Source organism: Rhodococcus sp. S3 (assembly GCF_058211795.1).
The window spans coordinates 2,571,641-2,588,654 of sequence record NZ_CM177074.1; the positions used below are offsets into that span (position 1 = coordinate 2,571,641).

A 17,014-nucleotide genomic window follows, 5' to 3' on the forward strand; every position below is an offset into this window, starting at 1 on the left:
CGTCAGACCAGTTGATCGCGAAGCCAACGGGGGTCGGGATTGGTATGCGACACATCGCCGACGAACACCGTCGGCACCGTCTCGTTCCCGCCGTTGACTTCCCGGACCCGAGCGGCCGCAGCGGGATCCCGCCAGATGTTCACCCAGATCGCGCGACGCGCGCGGGTGCGCAGGGTGGCGCGCAACCGGATGCAGAACGTGCACCCCGGGCGCCAGTACACCACCGGAACGCCGCGGGTTGCGGCGTCGCGACGGGCCGTCGCGTCGTCGACGTGGTGAGGGAAGAACAGGGGAGAGGCGACCCAGGCGAGGACGAGCAGCAGTACTGCCGTCACCACCGAGGTCACGTCGAATGCGCCGGTGAGCAGAACGACGGCTGCGACGGCCACCATCGCTGCGGAGAGGATCCAGGTTCGCCACACGCCTGTGAGCCTAGTTCCTTCGAGCGCCGACATTTCCTGTCACAACCCGGCAGATCCACGAACGGCACGTCCGAGAATGCCGATTTGTCCGTATGGATCGAAGTCATTGCGTTCCAACACAGTTCGCTGACAGGGCCGTAACACGGTCTCGGACCCCTCCGATGGTCATCTCGAGCGCGCGGCGGTGCGCGTCGGGGGAGAGATATTCGGACTCGAGGGGGCAGATCATGAGAAGAACCGTTGCGGGTGTGTTCGTCGCTCTGGGACTCGTAGTGGCAGGGTGCGGCGACGGTGGCGCATCGAACGACGCTGTGGAGACCGCGACGACAACTGTCGCAGCCGGGACGTCGACCAGCGTCGCAGGGACATCCACTGCGGATCAGGACGAGGCCGGGGAACCTGCGGACAATTCCGTCGATGTGGCACCGAGTGAGCCGGGCGAGGTAGTGGCTCCGCCCGTCGCCGCACCTCCTGCAGTCGCGCCTCCCGCAGCTGCACCGGTCGATGAGGCACCACCGGCTGCGGCGCCGGTGCCCGATCCCAACCCGTTCGACTGCGTCGGTGACATCTGTCCGAATCCCTACACGGACGCGCCGGCACCCGGTCCGAACGCGGACCCGAACGATCCGAAGATCGTGTGGTGCGGAACCGACAAGTACGTCCACGATCGCGGGGCGACGGTCTGGGACGACGGCACGTGGTCGCCGTGGTCGCAGCACTGCGCCGACGAGTTCGACGCGGTGAACAACCCGCCCAACCCGCCCGGCGAGATGGGTGGCGGCGGCGCCGTGTCCGGTCCGTGCCGACCCGAGGAGGAGGGCACCGTCACGTTCACGCCCGACATGCGGAAGCAGCAGTGCACCGGCGGACAGTGGGTGTTCATCCGCTAATCGGCGGTCCTCCCCGAACGGGACGCGGCGCAGGCTCGAGGTTCCTCGTCACCCCGCCCTACCTGCCGGTCTGCAGCCGGTCGAGGTGGCGCGATAGCGTATTCGGTCATGGTCGTCACCGAGAGTTCACCTCCTGTATCCCCGCGGTTGGTCCGCTCGATGTTCATTCCTGCTGTAGGAGTGGCGCTCGTGCTGACTCTTCTCGCGGCGGCGACGGTGCCGATGCGCGACCGCCTGTACCTGTCCGTCGCCCAGACAGTCGAGGGATCCTTCCTCGGACCGCTCGCAGGTCTCGTCGCCGACAAGGGACTGCTCGTCCTCGTCGCCTTCACCGGGGTGCTCGCGGCGTGGCTGTGGCGGAACGATCGACGCAGCTTCGGCACCCTCGCCGTCGGCGGCATCGGTGTCGTGGGCGCCTACCTGTCGAGCGAACTCGTCAAGCTCGTGGTGACGGAGCCGCGGCCGTGCCGCGCACTCGGCATCGAGACGGTGCTGGAATGCCCCGAGGTGGGGGACTGGTCCTGGCCGTCGAACCACTCCGTCATCGCGGCGTCGTTCGCCACAGCGTGTGTCCTCGCGGCTCCGCGTCTGATCTGGCTGGTCGCTCCGCTCGCCGCAGTGCTTGCCTTCTCCCGGGTCACGGTGGGGGTGCACTACGTCCACGACGTGCTGTCGGGCATGGCGCTCGGCGTGTTGGTGGTCGCGCTGGTCGTCGTGGTGCTGATGCCGTTCGCGTCGCGGCTTCCGATCCTGTCGCGCGAGGCGCCGGCCGTCCCGCCCACGGGGTAGGCGCACCGAATACAACACACCGAATCCGGCTGTCGGCAGAGCGAATCTGCAGGCAGCCGGTTTTCTGTTGGCAGGTCGGACGGGACGCCACCGCCTCGAAGCTGTCGCGGTCGTGCACCTGATGGGTTTCATGCTGCTGTTGAGCCCTGTCCCCGGCGTCGTCATCGTTGTCGACCTCCGAGTTCGGGGTACTCGATGCGCATGAAGGATCGGGCCTGGGATCTCGCCTACGCCGCCGGTTGGTGGGCGGTATGCGCGCTACCGGAAAAGCCGGCGAGGCGCCTGTTCGAAATGGCCGCGGATCGAGCGGCCCGAAAGGGCGGTCCGATCCAACTACGCCGCAACCTCGCCCGGGTCTTGTCCACCACTCCCGATCAGGTGCCCGACGAACTCGTGAGTGCGAGTCTGCGTTCCTACGCGCGGTATTGGTGCGAAGCGTTCCGGTTGCCGTCGATGGATCCGGTACGGCTGGCCGAAACCATCGACTCCGCGGCCACCGGTCTCGAACACATCCACGAGGCCGTCGCACGTGGGCGCGGCGCAGTGCTGGCGCTTCCGCACAGCGGGAACTGGGACCTGGCGGGAGTGTGGATCGTACAGCGGATCGGCACACCGACCGTCGTCGCCGAGCGGCTGCAACCGGAATCGTTGTTCCGCCGCTTCGTCCGATTCCGTGAAGGCCTGGGTTTCGAGATCATCCCGCTCACCGGCGGCACCGTCCCACCGTTCGAACAACTGACCGCCCGGATCCGGGAGGGACGGTTCGTCGGACTCCTCGGCGAGCGTGACCTGACAGGAGCGGGCGTGCCGGTCACCTTCTTCGGCGAACCGGCCTGCATGCCGGCCGGCCCGGCCAAGCTCGCGATCGATACCGGCGCACCGCTGCTGCCGGTGCACTGAGGCTGCCCCCTCGGAGTGGACACCCTGACAATGGTTCGTAGAAGAACCAGGAGGGATGTTCACATGGGACGCCAGTCTCAGTACACGGAGGAGTTCCGCCGAGACGCGGTCGCGTTGTATCGCGCCGGCGGCGGCACCCGTACCTACGCCGCGGTGGCCTCGGACCTGGGCATCAGCGGCGAGACCTTGCGGACCTGGGTTCGCAAGGACAACGCCTCGGCGCAGGGCTCAGCTGCCACGGCGGGCGGCGGCAACGAGACCGCAGCCGACGAGTTGGCGCGGTTGCGGGCAGAGAACGCCCGGCTGCGCAGCTCGGAGAAGGAATGGCAGCTCGAACGTGAGATTCTGCGCCGGGCAGCCGCCTATTTCGCGCAGGAGATGAAGTGAAGACCTGCCGCTGGGACTTCATCTCCACCCACCGCAGCGAGTTCGGTGTGCAGCGGCTGTGCCGGGTCCTCGGTACCTCCCGGTCCGGCTACTACCGGCACCTGGCCACCGCCGATGCGCGCACCGAGCGTGCTGCCGAGGAGGCCGCGACCGTGGCGCAGATCCGTGAGATCCATACCGAGCATCGCGGCGGGTACGGTGCACCCCGCATCCACGCCGAACTGCGGGAACTCGGGGTGCGCATCAACCGCAAAAAGGTCACGCGGTTGATGCGTGGCCACCACATCGTCGGTCGGCATCTGCGGCGTGGCCGGCGCACCACGATTCCCGATCCGCATGCGTCGGCGGTGCCGGATCTGATCGGTCGGGATTTCACCGCCGAGGCGCTCGATATCCGTTGGTGCGGCGACATCACCTACATTCCGGTGGGGTCGTCGTGGTTGTATCTGGCGACGGTGATCGACATCTGTTCGCGTCGGGTGGTGGGGTGGTCGATCGCCGAGCATATGCGTACCGAATTGGTCACCGATGCACTGGACATGGCGATCACCACTCGTGGCGGTGTCGTGGACGGCGTGATTTTTCACAGCGATCGCGGAGCGCAGTACACCTCGGCTGAATTCGCGACATTCTGTGCTGCACAGGGTATTCGACTGAGCCGGGGGCGTGTGGGGTCAAGTTACGACAATGCCTTGGCGGAGTCGTTCTTTCAGAGTCTGAAGCGTGAATGGTTGCATGGCAAGGCCGCGACGTCGAAGGCGCGGACGCGTCTGGAATTGTTCGAGTGGTTGTCGTACTACAACCGGCGACGGCGTCATTCCGCGCTGGGTTATCTGGCGCCGATCGAGTTCGAACGACGATTGACCGCATCGGCTACGCTCGCACTCGCCGCATGAAATCCGGTGTCCACTCTCAAGGGGCAAGCTCACACCGTGCCGGGGACCGTGAACGCCGCGATGACCGCCGCTGCTGGAAGTGAGGCGAACACGACTGCACCCGCGTGGTCGTGAATCTTGTGGCGTCGCGTGTACTCCGTCGGTGTCCGGTCCGGTGTGCCCGGCGGATATCCACGCATCGCATCCATCGGAAAGAGTCCCGACACTACGAGCGCGACACCGAACACTCCGATCGTCACACCGAGCAACACGCTGCCGAATACATCGGCGACGCCGACGGATCCGAGGGCCACTACCGCACCGCACACGATTAAGTTGGTGCTCTGGATCCAGCCCCGGCGGCCCAGTGCGAGCGCACTGACGGGCTGGCGTACCGGGTGATAGCCAGGACGAGTCCACCCGTCGACGAGGAAGACCACGACGAACACCGTGAGCGCGACCGAACCGATGATCGTCACGCGGTTACTCCCACCGGAAGAGCGCCGCCGCGACGACAACACCGGTCACGATCGCCACGCCGAGCGCGACGAAATGGGCCGGATCGGCCGGACTTCCGGCCCACGCCGCGGACATGGCCTGCGTCGAGGCGCCGAACGGTAGCCACTGTCCCACCGCGGCAACGGGATCCGGGAGTGAATCGGTGCTGCCGAACAAACCGCCGGTTGCGCCGAGTGCGAAGAACGCGACGAGACCGATCGCCACCGCGGAGTTCGGGGTCGGGGAGATCGCCGCGACGATCATTCCCACCGCGTACATCGCCGCCATCGAAAGCGCGAAGACACCCAAAGCAGTGCCCGGGTGCACAGGCAGACGGGCGTCGAAGAAGACGATCGCGACGACCAGCGCCACACCGAGCCCGACCAGGGTCTGCAGCACGCTCACCACGACCTGCGCCACCAGGACCATCGCAGGCGACGCCGGCGTCACCGACAGCCGGCGCAGAATCCCCGTGCGACGGTAGTACGCGAGGAAGCTCGGCATGTTGATGACGCCGATCGTGGCGATGATGATCGTGAACACCAGCGGCAGGACGTACACATCGAGCGCCGACCGTCCGTTGATCACAATCTCGCCGCTCGCCGACGACGCACTCATGACGAGGATCAACAGCGGGAGGCCGATCGGCACGACGAGACCCGCAGTGTCGCGAGCCACCATCCTCCCTTCGCACGCGATCAGCGTCAGCCACGCCGCGAGACCGGGCCGCCGGATCTCGGTGCCGGTGTTCATACGGTGTCCTCCAGTTCTTTTCCGGTGAGCGCGACGAATGCCTCGTCGAGGTTGTTCGCCGAAGCTGCCGCAACGAGGCCGGGCGGAGTGTCCAGGGCGACGAGCCTGCCTGCGTCGAGCAGGGCCACTCGGTCGCAGAGACGTTCGACCTCGTCCATTGCGTGGCTGACCAGGAGGACTGCAACGTTGTCGTGGCGCAATCGCTCGACCGTTTCCCACATCTGTCGCCGGGCCCGCGGGTCGAGGCCGGTGGTGAGTTCATCGAGGATGACCACTCGTGGTCGTCCGGCGAGTGCCAGCGCGATCGACAACCGCTGCTGCTGGCCACCCGAGAGCTTCTCGAATCGGGTTCCTCGTCGCTCGGTGAGACCGACCATCTCCAACAGTTCTGCGGCACCGACGGGGGCCGGATAGAAGGTGCGATACAGACGGACGAGTTCGGCCACGGTCAATGCCCCGTGGAGGGTGGCCTCCTGCAATTGAACTCCGAGGAGCTGACGGGCGTGTGCACGGTCGCGGTGGGGATCGACGCCGAGAACACGCACACGTCCACCGTCGGGTGATCGCAAGCCCGCGACCATTTCGACGGTGGTGGTCTTGCCCGCCCCGTTCGTCCCGATGATCCCGAGGGTTTCGCCGACACCGAGTGTGAAGCTGATGTCGTCGACCGCGACCCTGTCTCGGTACCGCTTGCACAGGTGCTCGGCGACGATCGCCGGAGTGCTGGTGTCCATGACGCCGACGCTATGAGCCGAGCGTGCGTGCTCGCGCGTGCCGGATGTCAGGAATGCCGACCATGACTTTCGGCACCCGCTCAGCGTGTGGCCGCGGCTTAGAGTGATGTCGTGCATCGATGGACACCGGAGGGACTGTCGGGCGTGGCGATGCTCGTCGTCTCGGTCGTGGTGGGCGGACCGGTCCTGTTCGGCGGCGCTCGCACCGAGATCCCGCGCGCCGCATGGATCGTGCTGTTCGGTGTCCTGCTCGTCGCGTTGTTCGGTGCCGCTGCGACCCAACGACCGTCGGCAGGCAAGGTCTCATTCGCGGTGGCCGTCGTCTCCGGCTGGGCGGTGGTGGCGACCGCGCCGGGAATGGGGCCGCTGCCGATTCTGCTCGTCGTCGTCGCTGCCGTGAGTGTCTACGTCGTACCGGTTCGCGTGGGTCTGTTCGTGGTGGTGCTCAACACGCTCGTCATCGCCTTCGCGGCGGCGCAGCAGACCGGGGACACGGGTGCGACGATCCTGACCGCAGGTTTCTATCTCCTCATCCAGCTGGCGACGGTGTTCAGTTCGTTGTCGCTGCTGCGGGAACAGCGGATGCGGCGGGAGCTGGCCGAAGCGCACGTAGAACTCCAGGCAGCGACCGTCCTGCTGTCGGAATCCGCGCGCACCGCGGAACGACTGCGGATCTCCCGCGACCTGCACGACCTCATCGGTCACCAGCTCACGGTGCTCGCGCTCGAACTCGAGACGGCACGGCACCGCGATGGTGACCGGGCTCGTGAACACGTCGAGCGAGCGAACGGGGTCGCACGGCAATTGCTCGCCGACGTCCGGTCCACGGTGGGGGAGCTGCGAGTCGAGCCCTTGAATCTCGAGGTCGCCCTGAACCGTGTGGTGCGGGATCTGCCCGGGCTCGATGTGCAGATCGACGTCGCATCCGATGTGGAGGTCCGCGAAGAGCAGGCTGCGGCATTCGTGCGTGCCGTGCAGGAGATCGTGACCAACGCGCTTCGGCACGCCGATGCTCGTACAGTTCGAGTCGAGGTCTCGTCGGAGGCCGGAAGCGTTGTCCTGTCCGCGACCGACGACGGTGCAGGCACCCGGAAGTTGACCGTCGGCAATGGTCTGCGCGGCCTCGCTGAACGGTTCGAAGCTCTGGGCGGACACGCCACATTCGACGGCAACGGTGGGTTCCGAGTCACAGCGAGAGTGCCGATCTCATGATCCGCGTTGTGGTGGTGGACGACCAGACCCTCGTGCGTCAGGGAATCCGGAGTTTGCTGGAGGTCGCCGAGATCGACGTGGTCGGGGAAGCGGACGACGGTCGGGTGGCCCTCGACGTCATCGCCGACACCGGCCCCGACGTGGTCCTGCTGGATCTCAGAATGCCTGGGTACGACGGTATCTGGACGCTCGATCGCCTGCGTAAGCGGGAGGTCGCGGTCCCGGTCCTCGTGCTCACGACATTCGACGACGACGCCCTCGTGCTCGATGCTCTGCGCTCGGGGGCGCGCGGCTACCTGCTCAAGGACGTCACGCTCGACCAGTTGACGCACGCGGTGCGGACCCTTGCCGACGGCGGAACGCTCATCGCCCCGTCGATCACCGACCGGCTTCTCCGTGCGATCCGGTCCGGCCCGTCACCGTCGGGGGCGGGGGCCTCGCGCGCACCGGACCTCACCGACCGAGAACTCGAAGTGCTTCGCCTGATGGCCGAGGGCTTCAGCAACCGCCGAATCTCCGAGGCACTGTTCCTCGCCGAGGGCACAGTGAAGAACCACGTGTCGTCGATTCTGCTCAAGTTCGGTGCCCGCGACCGGACCAACGCGGTGTTACGGGCACTCCACGACGGAGTTCTACGCTGAGTGGCCCGAGGACGACCCGAGCAGATCAGCGGCAGCAGTTCGGATCGAGCACCGTGCACAGGGCGTCGAGGGCTTCACCGTGGACTCGGTGATCGACGTTCATGCCTCGTCGGGTCGAGTCGACCATTCCGGCTCTGCGGAGTTGCCCGAGGTGATGGCTGACGGTTGATTCGGCCAGGCGCACCGCGCCGGCGAGGTCGCATGTGCACACCTCACCGACATCCGCTGTGAGCAGAATCGCCATCAGCTGGATGCGAGTCGGGTCGGCGAGCGCTCGTTCGGGCCGCTGATCGATCTGCCTCGGTGGGTGCACGATCTGTCCCGTTCGAGCACATCGCGCGCCTGCCGATGGACACATTGTCCTGGACCTCGCTGATCGTGCTCACGATGGTCGCGTTCGCGGTGTCCTCGCTCGGCGTGGCGGGGTTCCGCCACCGCGACCTGGAGACCACCTGACCACCCTGGGCCGGACTGCTCAGCTCAGATCGGCGAAGCGTTCGGTGTCACGGACCTGGCCGGAGACGATGATGGTGTCCCCGGCCGAGAGAACGGTGTCGGCGGTGGCGTAGGTGAAGCCTTCGCCGGGGCGTTTGATCGCAACGACAGTGACCTTGTAGGTGGAGCGGATGGTGGTCTCGGCGAGCCGCTTGCCGTGTGCGAAGGCCGGCGGGGTGGTCTTGACCATGGCGAAGCCGTCGTCGAATTCGATGTAGTCGCTCATCCGTCCGCGGACCAGATGCGCGACACGTTTACCCATGTCGTGCTCGGGGCGGATCACGTGGTGCACGCCGATCTGGGTGAGGATCTTGGCGTGCGCGTTGCTGATCGCCTTCGCCCAGATGTTCGGTACTTCCAGGTTGATCAGCGCGGACGCGGTGAGCAGGCTCGCTTCGAGGTCGGAACCGATACCGACGACTGCGCGGGCGTGCTCGGGTACCGACAGTTGACGTAGCGAATGCTCATCGGTGGTGTCGGCCACCACCGCGTGGGTCAGTCGGTCGGCGACCTTCGTGATGACCGTCTCGCTGCTGTCGATGCCGAGGACCTCGGCGCCCTGCGCCATCAGCTCGAGTGCCAACGATTTACCGAAGCGGCCGAGGCCGAGCACAACCACGACATCGGAAGCGGGTTTCCTAGCCAATGAACGGCCTTTCCACAGGGTATTCGTAACGGCGGCCACGGTGTCGGGCAGCCAGGGCGCTGACGAGGGTGATCGATCCGATGCGGCCGAGATACATCAGCAGCACCAGAATCAGTTGCCCCCCAGGCGGGGAGCTGGGCGGTGATGCCGGTGGACAGGCCGACGGTGGCGAATGCGGAGGTGACCTCGAACAAGAGGACGTTGAGATCGAAGTCGGTTTCGGCGAGCAGGACGATGGTTGGCACCATGACCAGCGCGACACCGACCAGTGCCACCGACAGTGCCTGTCGCTGGACGCGGGTGTCGATGCGGCGGTCGAAGATGGTCACCGACTTCTGGCCGCGCACCTCGGCGGCGATGACGAACAGCAGCAGCACGAAGGTGGTGACCTTGATGCCGCCGGCGGTGCCGCCACTGCCACCTCCGATGAACATCAGCACGTCGGTCACCAGCAGGGTGGCGTCGTCCATCTGGGCGTAGTCGACGCTGTTGAACCCGGCGGTGCGAGGCATGACGCCTTGAAACGTGGCGACGAGCAGTTTGTCGGCGAACGCGTACTGCTGCAGTGTCCGGGACCATTCGAGTAGCAGCACCAGGGCCGGTCCCACCACCAGCAGCACCGCGGTGACCGTCACGGTCAGCCGGGTGTGCAGGCTCCACCGACGGGAGCGGTCTTCGAGTGGGCGTCGAAGTCTGCGGCCGACTTCGAATAGCACCGGGAAGCCGATTCCGCCGAGAATCACGGCGACCATCAGCGGGATGCAGATCCACGGGTCGTCGGCGAATCCGATGATGTTGTCGCTGTAGAGGGCGAAGCCGGCGTTGTTGAACGCCGAAATCGCGTGGAACACGCCCAGCCACAGCGCCCGCAATGGTGGTTCGTCGTATCCTAGTGCGAACCGGAGCGTCAGCGCCGCCGCGACAACGGCTTCGATGAGCACGCTGACCCGGACGACGCCGTAGACCACCGAGCGTACGTCTCCGAGCCCGGACGCCCGCGCCTCGGCAGCGGTGTTGAGCCTGGCCTTGAGTCCGATCCGGTTGGCGAGTACCAGTCCGACGAGCGAGGCCATCGTCATGATCCCGAATCCGCCGGCTTGGATCAGCGCGAGGATGACGCCTTGTCCGAACCCGGACCAGTGGACGGGGGTGTCGACGACGATCAGTCCGGTCAGGCACATGGCGGAGGTCGCGGTGAACAGGGACTCGATGACGGAGGTCTGCGCGCCGGACCTGGTCGCTGCCGGGATGAGCAGCAGGACCGAACCGATGATGATCGCCGCGGCGAAGCTCAACGCCACGACTCGGACCGGGGTGAGGGTGGCCTGCGCCGCCAGCCGGCGCCGCAGTGCAGTCCGTGTCGACGGTGCGGTGCGTTCGGTCACGCCGACGAACACTAGACCTGTCGACGCTGCTGACACAGCAGGCCTGCCAGGTGGCGCCGGAACAGGCGCATCCGGCCGTCGTTGACGCAGGACTTGTGATGGCATGCACCGAATCCCGATCCGCCTGGGGGCTCGGTAGAAGGCGAACCGCTCTTGCCACGCTGAATGTTAGTGACTAACATTCAGCGGGTGAGAAGGTCCGAACAGACTCGCGAGCGACTTCAGGCGACAGCGATCAGGCTGTTCGCCGAGGAGGGCTACGACGCCGTCACCATCGACCGCATCGTCGCCGCTGCCGGCGTCTCTCACATGACGTTCTTCCGGAATTTTCCTTCCAAGGACGCAGTGCTCCTGGACGATCCGTACGACCCGCTCATCGCAGAGGCCGTCGCCGCGCAACCGGCCGATCGCAGCCCCCTCGAACGGGCATGCAACGGAATCCTCGCCGCATGGACGCGCATCCCCGAGGAACATCTCGGCGACGTGCGACTCCGCCTGCAGATCGCGGTGTCACACCCGGCCCTTCGTGCACGGATGTGGGAGAACACCTTGGAGACCCAGGAGGCGATCGCGCACGCGCTCCGATCTCGCGGAGCGCGTGCGCTCGAAGCCGACGTGGCAGCCGGGGCGTGCGTGGGGGCACTGATGGCGGCGTTGACCGATTGGGCACGGCACGGCGAGGAGCCGCTCGGCAACCGGATCGCGCAGGCGATGCAGCTGCTGCTGCCGCAGGTCGGGTCATGACCGGCGCTGGAGTTGCGCTGCTCGAATGCCGCAACGTCCGCACCCGCTACGGCGATGCGGTCGTGCTCGACGATGTGACCACCGAGGTCAGATCCGGGGAAGTGCATGCCTTTGTCGGCCTCAACGGTGCCGGAAAGACAACACTGATGCGTCTGTGTCTCGGCATGCTCGAGCCGGACGAGGGCACCGTCCGGGTCGACGGGCGGGCACCGACAACGATGGCCGCGCGGTACTGGACCGGTGTCGGGCATCTGGTCGAGACACCGTTCGCCTACCCGGAATTGAGCGTCACCGAGAACCTGTGCATGGCGGGACGACTGGCGGGCCTGTCCACCAGGGCCGCCCGCGCCGCTGCCGACCGCGGGATCGAGGAACTGGCACTGACACCGTGGGCGATGACCGGGGCGCGGAAGCTGTCGCTGGGCAATCGTCAGCGGCTGGGCCTGGCCGCGGCCTTGATTGCCGATCCGCGTCTGCTGATCCTGGACGAGCCGACCAACGCGCTCGATCCGGCAGGGGTCATTCTGGTGCGCACGCAGTTGCAGCGGTGTCGCGAACGTGGTGCGGCCGTGATGGTGTCGAGTCACCATCTCGATGAGGTTGCCCGCGTCGCCGATCGCATCACGGTCGTGGGTGCCGGTCGCATCGTCGGGTCCCTCGATCCGGACGGCACCGACCTCGAGCGGCAGTTCTTCGATTTGGTGTATCGGGACAGCGAGGCGAGACGATGACCGGCACCGACCAGCTCCGCGTCGCCCTGGCGGTGGAATGGGTGAAATTCCGGCGAGCGCGTCCGGTATGGACCGCGACCGCGTTGCTCACGGTCGGGGTGATCGCCTTGTCCGTGGCCACCCTCGCGTCCGTGGGCGGCGCCAATCCGGCTGTTGCGAGCAAGGCTCAGTACCTCGTCGACGGCGGCGGGCAGGACGGCCTGTTCGCCGCCGCCTCCACGATCGTCTCGGTCGGCGGCATGCTCGGTTTCGGTGTGGTCGCGGGATGGGTCTTCGGCCGAGAATTCACTGAGGGCACGATCACCGGGCTGTGGGCCACCCCAGTCGCGCGGCCCGTCATTGCCACCGCCAAATTGCTGCTCCTGTCGGCGTGGAGTGTGGTCACCACGGTGGTGCTGGCCGTTGCGCTGACGGTGGCGGCCTTGTTCGCCGACCCCGGCACCCTCGGAGCCGACGTCGTCGCGCTCGTCGGCAAGTTCACCGCCATCGCCCTACTGACCGCCGGACTGGCGATACCCTGCGCATGGGTCGCCACCGTCGGACGGGGTTACCTTCCGGCGATCGGAGCGATCATCGCTGTCGTGCTCGTTGCTCAGATGGCGGTCATGGCGGGACTCGGCGGCTGGTTCCCGTTCGCTGCCCCCGGGGTGTGGGCGGCGGGAACGCAGGCCGGCACGGTAACGGGAGCACAATTGGCTCTCACACTCATGGTTCCCGCCATTTTCGCGGCCTTGACGATCCGATCGTGGCGCCGACTCACCCTGACGCGCTAGGTGTAGTTCCCTCGAGAGACACACGCTCCGGTACGAATCGTTTCGGACAGGTTGGGCACACGATAGGGTGTGAGGCTGCCCCCTCGGAGTGGACACCCTGACAATGGTTCGTAGAAGAACCAGGAGGGATGTTCACATGGGACGCCAGTCTCAGTACACGGAGGAGTTCCGCCGAGACGCGGTCGCGTTGTATCGCGCCGGCGGCGGCACCCGTACCTACGCCGCGGTGGCCTCGGACCTGGGCATCAGCGGCGAGACCTTGCGGACCTGGGTTCGCAAGGACAACGCCTCGGCGCAGGGCTCAGCTGCCACGGCGGGCGGCGGCAACGAGACCGCAGCCGACGAGTTGGCGCGGTTGCGGGCAGAGAACGCCCGGCTGCGCAGCTCGGAGAAGGAATGGCAGCTCGAACGTGAGATTCTGCGCCGGGCAGCCGCCTATTTCGCGCAGGAGATGAAGTGAAGACCTGCCGCTGGGACTTCATCTCCACCCACCGCAGCGAGTTCGGTGTGCAGCGGCTGTGCCGGGTCCGCGGTACCTCCCGGTCCGGCTACTACCGGCACCTGGCCACCGCCGATGCGCGCACCGAGCGTGCTGCCGAGGAGGCCGCGACCGTGGCGCAGATCCGTGAGATCCATACCGAGCATCGCGGCGGGTACGGTGCACCCCGCATCCACGCCGAACTGCGGGAACTCGGGGTGCGCATCAACCGCAAAAAGGTCACGCGGTTGATGCGTGGCCACCACATCGTCGGTCGGCATCTGCGGCGTGGCCGGCGCACCACGATTCCCGATCCGCATGCGTCGGCGGTGCCGGATCTGATCGGTCGGGATTTCACCGCCGAGGCGCTCGATATCCGTTGGTGCGGCGACATCACCTACATTCCGGTGGGGTCGTCGTGGTTGTATCTGGCGACGGTGATCGACATCTGTTCGCGTCGGGTGGTGGGGTGGTCGATCGCCGAGCATATGCGTACCGAATTGGTCACCGATGCACTGGACATGGCGATCACCACTCGTGGCGGTGTCGTGGACGGCGTGATTTTTCACAGCGATCGCGGAGCGCAGTACACCTCGGCTGAATTCGCGACATTCTGTGCTGCACAGGGTATTCGACTGAGCCGGGGGCGTGTGGGGTCAAGTTACGACAATGCCTTGGCGGAGTCGTTCTTTCAGAGTCTGAAGCGTGAATGGTTGCATGGCAAGGCCGCGACGTCGAAGGCGCGGGGGCCTTACCCCCAGCAAATGGACACGGGTGGTGGATTACGCCGCGGATGCCAGCGTAGCGATGTAGAGGGTCTCGTAGGTGTTCGGGGACCGGTGTCCGCACCAGGAATGTCGTCGTCGGGTGTTGTAGCGGGTGACCCAACGGAACACCTGACGCCGGCACGTGGCTTCGTCCGACCAGACGTTCGCGTTCTGGAGGACTTCTCGTTTGAGGGCGGCGTTGAAGGATTCGGCGAGACTGTTGTCGGCGCTCGTGCCGACTTTACCCATCGACTGGGTGACGCCGAGGTCGGCGCAGAGGGAAGCGAAATCCTTCGAGGTGTATTGCGCGCCGTGATCGGAGTGAAAGATAGACCCGGACAATCCATTACGATCTCCATGAGCAGCAAGGAGAGCGTCGGCGACGAGGTCGGTGCGCATATGGTCGGCGATCGCCCAGCCGGCGAGTTTGCGGGAGTAGCAATCGATCACCGTCGCCAGATACAGGTTGGCACCGCCCTCGATCGGTAAATATGTAATGTCGCCGACGTAGATACAGTTCGGTGCAGGGGCGGTGAAGTCCCGCTCGAGCAGGTCGGGCACCTTCTGGTCCGCAGGTTCTGGGACGGTGGTCGTGACCCGTCGTCGACGGCGGTAGCCGACAATGCTGTTCTGACGCATCACCCGGGCCACCCGCTTGTGGTTGACCCTCTCGTTCACGGTGACGCCATCGTTGAGTTCTGCGGTGATCCTGGGTGCTCCGTAGGTGTTGTCCTCGGTATGGATCGCCCGGATTCGTTCGGCCAGCTGCGCGTCGGCCGCGGCGCGAGCGGTCCTGTCCGGCTCGGCGGACTTCCAGGCGTAGTAGGACGAACGCTCGAGCTCGACGAGCTCGCACAACCGCTTCACCTGATAGGTGTCGGAGTGGTCGGCGACGAACTGGAAGCGGGTCACCAGTTCGTCTCCCCGGCGAAGTACTTGGCCGCCTTACGAAGGATCTCGCGTTCGGTGGTGAGCTTGGTTGCTTCCGCTCGTAGGGCGGCATTCTCGGCTTCGAGACGGGCGAGTTTCTGCTCGACGGTCTCCGATTCGCTACCCGTGCCGGAGCTCAGGCTATGAGGCCGTGCCGGAGTATGCACCCGGGTGCCGTCGACGTGGGTTTTGGTGCCGGTCCCGTACTGGTCGATCCAGCCTGTCAAGGTGCCGCGCACGACCCCGAGGTCAGCGGCGATACCTCGGATCGTCGCGCCCGGCGTGGACTCGTACAACTCGACCGCCTGGCGCCGGAACTCCTCCGAGTAGTTCTTTCGTGACATGACTGAAGATCATCTCGCTTCCCCAGCAGATGCTGGATTCAGCGTGTCCAAGAACCGGGGTCAAGGCCCCGGACGCGTCTGGAATTGTTCGAGTGGTTGTCGTACTACAACCGGCGACGGCGTCATTCCGCGCTGGGTTATCTGGCGCCGATCGAGTTCGAACGACGATTGACCGCATCGGCTACGCTCGCACTCGCCGCATGAAATCCGGTGTCCACTCTCAAGGGGCAAGCTCACACTGCTGGTTCACCCCGGGTGGCTGGGGGTTCCACGTCGACGCGCCGATCGATACCGCAGGCGGCGTACACGCCACGACCCAGAGGCTGGCCGACCGGTTCGCTGCCGGTATCGCCGCGCATCCCGCCGACTGGCACATGCTGCAATCGGTGTGGACGGCCGACCGGCGGGACCACACACAGACACCCGGCAGGAAGTGACGACGCCGGTTCTCGCGGCGTGGCTGGTGGACGGTCAGAGGAAGTCGGCAGCGGTGATCTCGGCGCGGAAGAACTCGCCGTCCCCGCCGGTGCCCGTGTCCCAACTCGCGCGGATCCGCGAGGCGATGGTCATGCCGCCGAACCGGCGTTCGGCCTCGACCGCGACGATGAACGGATACCGGCCGAACTCGTGATTGTCGGGGTTGCCCCACCGCAGCATCCGCACCCCGCACAACGCCCCGTCATCGGCGACATCCAGACGTACGGTCTCCTTGCGGCCGTCCACCGTCCAGGTCGACGAGGCGACGAATTCGTCGCCGAGCCACCGTGCGAGGGGAAATGTTGTAGGCACGAAGATGCTCTCTCCGGCCAGGCGACCGGCCGCACTGTCGCTGACATCCGGACCATCGGCGGACATCACCGGGATGATTCCCCCGATCCGCCAACGCATCTCGCCACACCCGTCGGTGAAACGGTCGTATCCCGATACGGGCACCGGGCCGATCCGAGTGGTCGCCGCCCAGATGAATCCCGTCGCCGGAGCGAGGAGTTGCACGGCGGTGAACGGTCTCCAGGAACCGAGCCTGATCTCCCCGGACATCTCCAACCGTGCGGCTGCGGCCATCGGCGTGCCCTCGGCGACAGCATGATTGATCCAGCGCCGCGCAGCAGGTGGCAGGGATGCGGTCATCGCCGGCGCGAACCGCTCACCGGTGCCCCTGACCTCGGAGAGAGCGCGCCAGTGTGCGCCGACATGGTGAGCGGCGCGAGGAGCAGCTGGTGCACGGGCCATGCGCACGAATCCTCCACCGGTCGACTCGGCCGTCTCGATACTTCACTCGGACCCGGTGATTCATCGGTCGAGTGGGCCGATATTCGCTGATTCCAGCACATTATGCCTGGCCACCGTGTCCTTGCCGATGGAATCGTCGATCGTCGCGCTGGGGGAAAACCCGCTCGGTCGGTTACCGCTTCGAGCGACGTGCACTTCGCAGTAGGTAGCCGACGAGGGTTTCGATCAATGGTTGCTCAGACATGCCCGAGCAGTACGGTCCCCAGGCCCTCCTGTAGGTCTCGGACCAGGTAGTCGGGGACCTCCAGCGATGGTGATCGCGGACGGCACGTCGACTCGAAGCTCGGGGTGGAGCAAGTTGTGGCTCTCGTAGTAGATGCGAGGCGCCGG

General features: G+C 66.2%; 15 protein-coding genes and 8 pseudogenes. 13 read left to right on the plus strand and 10 right to left on the minus strand.

Annotated elements, in window-relative coordinates; translation table 11 throughout:
* Nucleotides 1-2: 2 nt before the first annotated feature.
* A complete protein-coding gene (locus AC0LPE_RS12005; protein ID WP_490604544.1) occupies nucleotides 3-422 on the minus strand; it encodes a glutaredoxin domain-containing protein in 420 nt (139 codons plus the stop codon).
* Nucleotides 423-649: 227 nt separating this feature from the next.
* Between AC0LPE_RS12005 and AC0LPE_RS12010 the strand changes: the two genes are divergently transcribed.
* The 4 genes and pseudogenes from AC0LPE_RS12010 to AC0LPE_RS12025 all read left to right on the plus strand — a co-directional run bounded on the left by AC0LPE_RS12010 (nucleotide 650) and on the right by AC0LPE_RS12025 (nucleotide 4,284).
* Nucleotides 650-1,312 carry a hypothetical protein gene (locus tag AC0LPE_RS12010; RefSeq protein ID WP_490604545.1) on the plus strand — a complete coding sequence of 221 codons (663 nt, stop codon included), beginning with the start codon at nucleotides 650-652 and terminating at the stop codon, nucleotides 1,310-1,312.
* Between the two features lie 189 nt (nucleotides 1,313-1,501).
* Complete coding sequence (locus AC0LPE_RS12015; RefSeq protein ID WP_337200373.1) at nucleotides 1,502-2,101, plus strand: phosphatase PAP2 family protein; 600 nt, start codon at nucleotides 1,502-1,504, stop codon at nucleotides 2,099-2,101.
* 195 nt (nucleotides 2,102-2,296) lie between these two features.
* A pseudogene (locus AC0LPE_RS12020) lies at nucleotides 2,297-2,998 on the plus strand (phosphatidylinositol mannoside acyltransferase); the annotation flags it as partial.
* 66 nt (nucleotides 2,999-3,064) lie between these two features.
* Nucleotides 3,065-4,284: pseudogene (locus AC0LPE_RS12025) on the plus strand (IS3 family transposase).
* Between the two features lie 29 nt (nucleotides 4,285-4,313).
* Here the strand turns inward: AC0LPE_RS12025 and AC0LPE_RS12030 are convergent.
* From AC0LPE_RS12030 to AC0LPE_RS12040, 3 genes are read right to left on the minus strand one after another with little or no spacing between them, the layout of a single operon-like run.
* Nucleotides 4,314-4,742, minus strand: coding sequence for a DUF998 domain-containing protein (locus tag AC0LPE_RS12030; protein ID WP_490604546.1), 429 nt, complete (start codon nucleotides 4,740-4,742; stop codon nucleotides 4,314-4,316).
* A 4-nt stretch (nucleotides 4,743-4,746) separates the two neighbouring features.
* Nucleotides 4,747-5,514 (minus strand): ABC transporter permease, encoded by a 768-nt coding sequence (locus AC0LPE_RS12035; RefSeq protein ID WP_169687832.1) that lies wholly within the window; start codon nucleotides 5,512-5,514, stop codon nucleotides 4,747-4,749.
* Entirely contained in the window at nucleotides 5,511-6,248 is a 738-nt protein-coding gene (locus AC0LPE_RS12040; RefSeq protein ID WP_490604547.1) for an ABC transporter ATP-binding protein, read from the minus strand. The genes AC0LPE_RS12035 and AC0LPE_RS12040 overlap by 4 nt, the downstream gene beginning before the upstream one ends.
* 111 nt (nucleotides 6,249-6,359) lie before the next feature.
* Here AC0LPE_RS12040 and AC0LPE_RS12045 point away from each other — a divergent pair, with 111 nt between their 5' ends.
* Together AC0LPE_RS12045 and AC0LPE_RS12050 are read left to right on the plus strand one after the other, a co-directional pair.
* Nucleotides 6,360-7,460 (plus strand): sensor histidine kinase, encoded by a 1,101-nt coding sequence (locus AC0LPE_RS12045; RefSeq protein ID WP_490604548.1) that lies wholly within the window; start codon nucleotides 6,360-6,362, stop codon nucleotides 7,458-7,460.
* The gene (locus AC0LPE_RS12050; protein ID WP_490604549.1) at nucleotides 7,457-8,101 is read left to right on the plus strand and encodes a response regulator; all 645 of its coding nucleotides are present in this window, start codon (nucleotides 7,457-7,459) and stop codon (nucleotides 8,099-8,101) included. The genes AC0LPE_RS12045 and AC0LPE_RS12050 overlap by 4 nt, the downstream gene beginning before the upstream one ends.
* Nucleotides 8,102-8,126: 25 nt before the next feature.
* Here the strand turns inward: AC0LPE_RS12050 and AC0LPE_RS12055 are convergent.
* A pseudogene (locus AC0LPE_RS12055) lies at nucleotides 8,127-8,378 on the minus strand (metalloregulator ArsR/SmtB family transcription factor); the annotation flags it as partial.
* 26 nt (nucleotides 8,379-8,404) lie between these two features.
* Between AC0LPE_RS12055 and AC0LPE_RS12060 the strand changes: the two are divergent.
* Nucleotides 8,405-8,557: an efflux permease Rv1217c-related protein gene (locus AC0LPE_RS12060; RefSeq protein WP_169687489.1), complete on the plus strand. Its 153-nt coding sequence runs from the start codon at nucleotides 8,405-8,407 to the stop codon at nucleotides 8,555-8,557.
* Between the two features lie 19 nt (nucleotides 8,558-8,576).
* Here the strand turns inward: AC0LPE_RS12060 and AC0LPE_RS12065 are convergent, their stop codons facing one another.
* Together AC0LPE_RS12065 and AC0LPE_RS12070 are read right to left on the minus strand one after the other, a co-directional pair.
* Nucleotides 8,577-9,215 carry a potassium channel family protein gene (locus AC0LPE_RS12065; RefSeq protein WP_490606348.1) on the minus strand — a complete coding sequence of 213 codons (639 nt, stop codon included), beginning with the start codon at nucleotides 9,213-9,215 and terminating at the stop codon, nucleotides 8,577-8,579.
* A gap of 19 nt (nucleotides 9,216-9,234) precedes the next feature.
* Nucleotides 9,235-10,591 (minus strand): annotated as a pseudogene (locus AC0LPE_RS12070) (TrkH family potassium uptake protein).
* 225 nt (nucleotides 10,592-10,816) lie between these two features.
* On the opposite strand from AC0LPE_RS12070, the gene AC0LPE_RS12075 reads away from it, so the two are divergent.
* From AC0LPE_RS12075 to AC0LPE_RS12090, 4 genes and pseudogenes are all read left to right on the plus strand, one after another.
* On the plus strand, nucleotides 10,817-11,371 hold the full coding sequence (locus AC0LPE_RS12075) for a TetR family transcriptional regulator (RefSeq protein ID WP_169687827.1): 555 nt from the start codon (nucleotides 10,817-10,819) through the stop codon (nucleotides 11,369-11,371).
* The gene (locus tag AC0LPE_RS12080; protein WP_169687826.1) at nucleotides 11,368-12,102 is read left to right on the plus strand and encodes an ABC transporter ATP-binding protein; all 735 of its coding nucleotides are present in this window, start codon (nucleotides 11,368-11,370) and stop codon (nucleotides 12,100-12,102) included. Before AC0LPE_RS12075 ends, AC0LPE_RS12080 begins: the two co-directional genes overlap by 4 nt.
* Nucleotides 12,099-12,875, plus strand: coding sequence for an ABC transporter permease (locus tag AC0LPE_RS12085; protein WP_247272846.1), 777 nt, complete (start codon nucleotides 12,099-12,101; stop codon nucleotides 12,873-12,875). Before AC0LPE_RS12080 ends, AC0LPE_RS12085 begins: the two co-directional genes overlap by 4 nt.
* Nucleotides 12,876-13,011: 136 nt before the next feature.
* A pseudogene (locus AC0LPE_RS12090) lies at nucleotides 13,012-14,099 on the plus strand (IS3 family transposase); the annotation flags it as partial.
* Between the two features lie 36 nt (nucleotides 14,100-14,135).
* On the opposite strand, the gene AC0LPE_RS12095 reads toward AC0LPE_RS12090, so the two are convergent.
* A protein-coding gene (locus AC0LPE_RS12095; RefSeq protein ID WP_153008518.1) for an IS3 family transposase occupies nucleotides 14,136-15,394 on the minus strand; the annotation gives its coding sequence in 2 pieces (ribosomal slippage) (nucleotides 14,136-15,049 and nucleotides 15,049-15,394; 1,260 coding nt in all).
* Between the two features lie 60 nt (nucleotides 15,395-15,454).
* On the opposite strand from AC0LPE_RS12095, the pseudogene AC0LPE_RS12100 reads away from it, so the two are divergent.
* Both AC0LPE_RS12100 and AC0LPE_RS12105 read left to right on the plus strand, forming a co-directional pair.
* Nucleotides 15,455-15,598, plus strand: a pseudogene (locus AC0LPE_RS12100) (integrase core domain-containing protein); the annotation flags it as partial.
* A 32-nt stretch (nucleotides 15,599-15,630) separates the two neighbouring features.
* A pseudogene (locus AC0LPE_RS12105) lies at nucleotides 15,631-15,831 on the plus strand (LpxL/LpxP family acyltransferase); the annotation flags it as partial.
* Nucleotides 15,832-15,865: 34 nt separating this feature from the next.
* Here the strand turns inward: AC0LPE_RS12105 and AC0LPE_RS12110 are convergent.
* Nucleotides 15,866-16,624, minus strand: coding sequence for a DUF6920 family protein (locus AC0LPE_RS12110; protein ID WP_490604550.1), 759 nt, complete (start codon nucleotides 16,622-16,624; stop codon nucleotides 15,866-15,868).
* Between the two features lie 236 nt (nucleotides 16,625-16,860).
* Nucleotides 16,861-17,011: pseudogene (locus AC0LPE_RS12115) on the minus strand (epoxide hydrolase); the annotation flags it as partial.
* Between the last annotated feature and the right edge of the window lie 3 nt (nucleotides 17,012-17,014).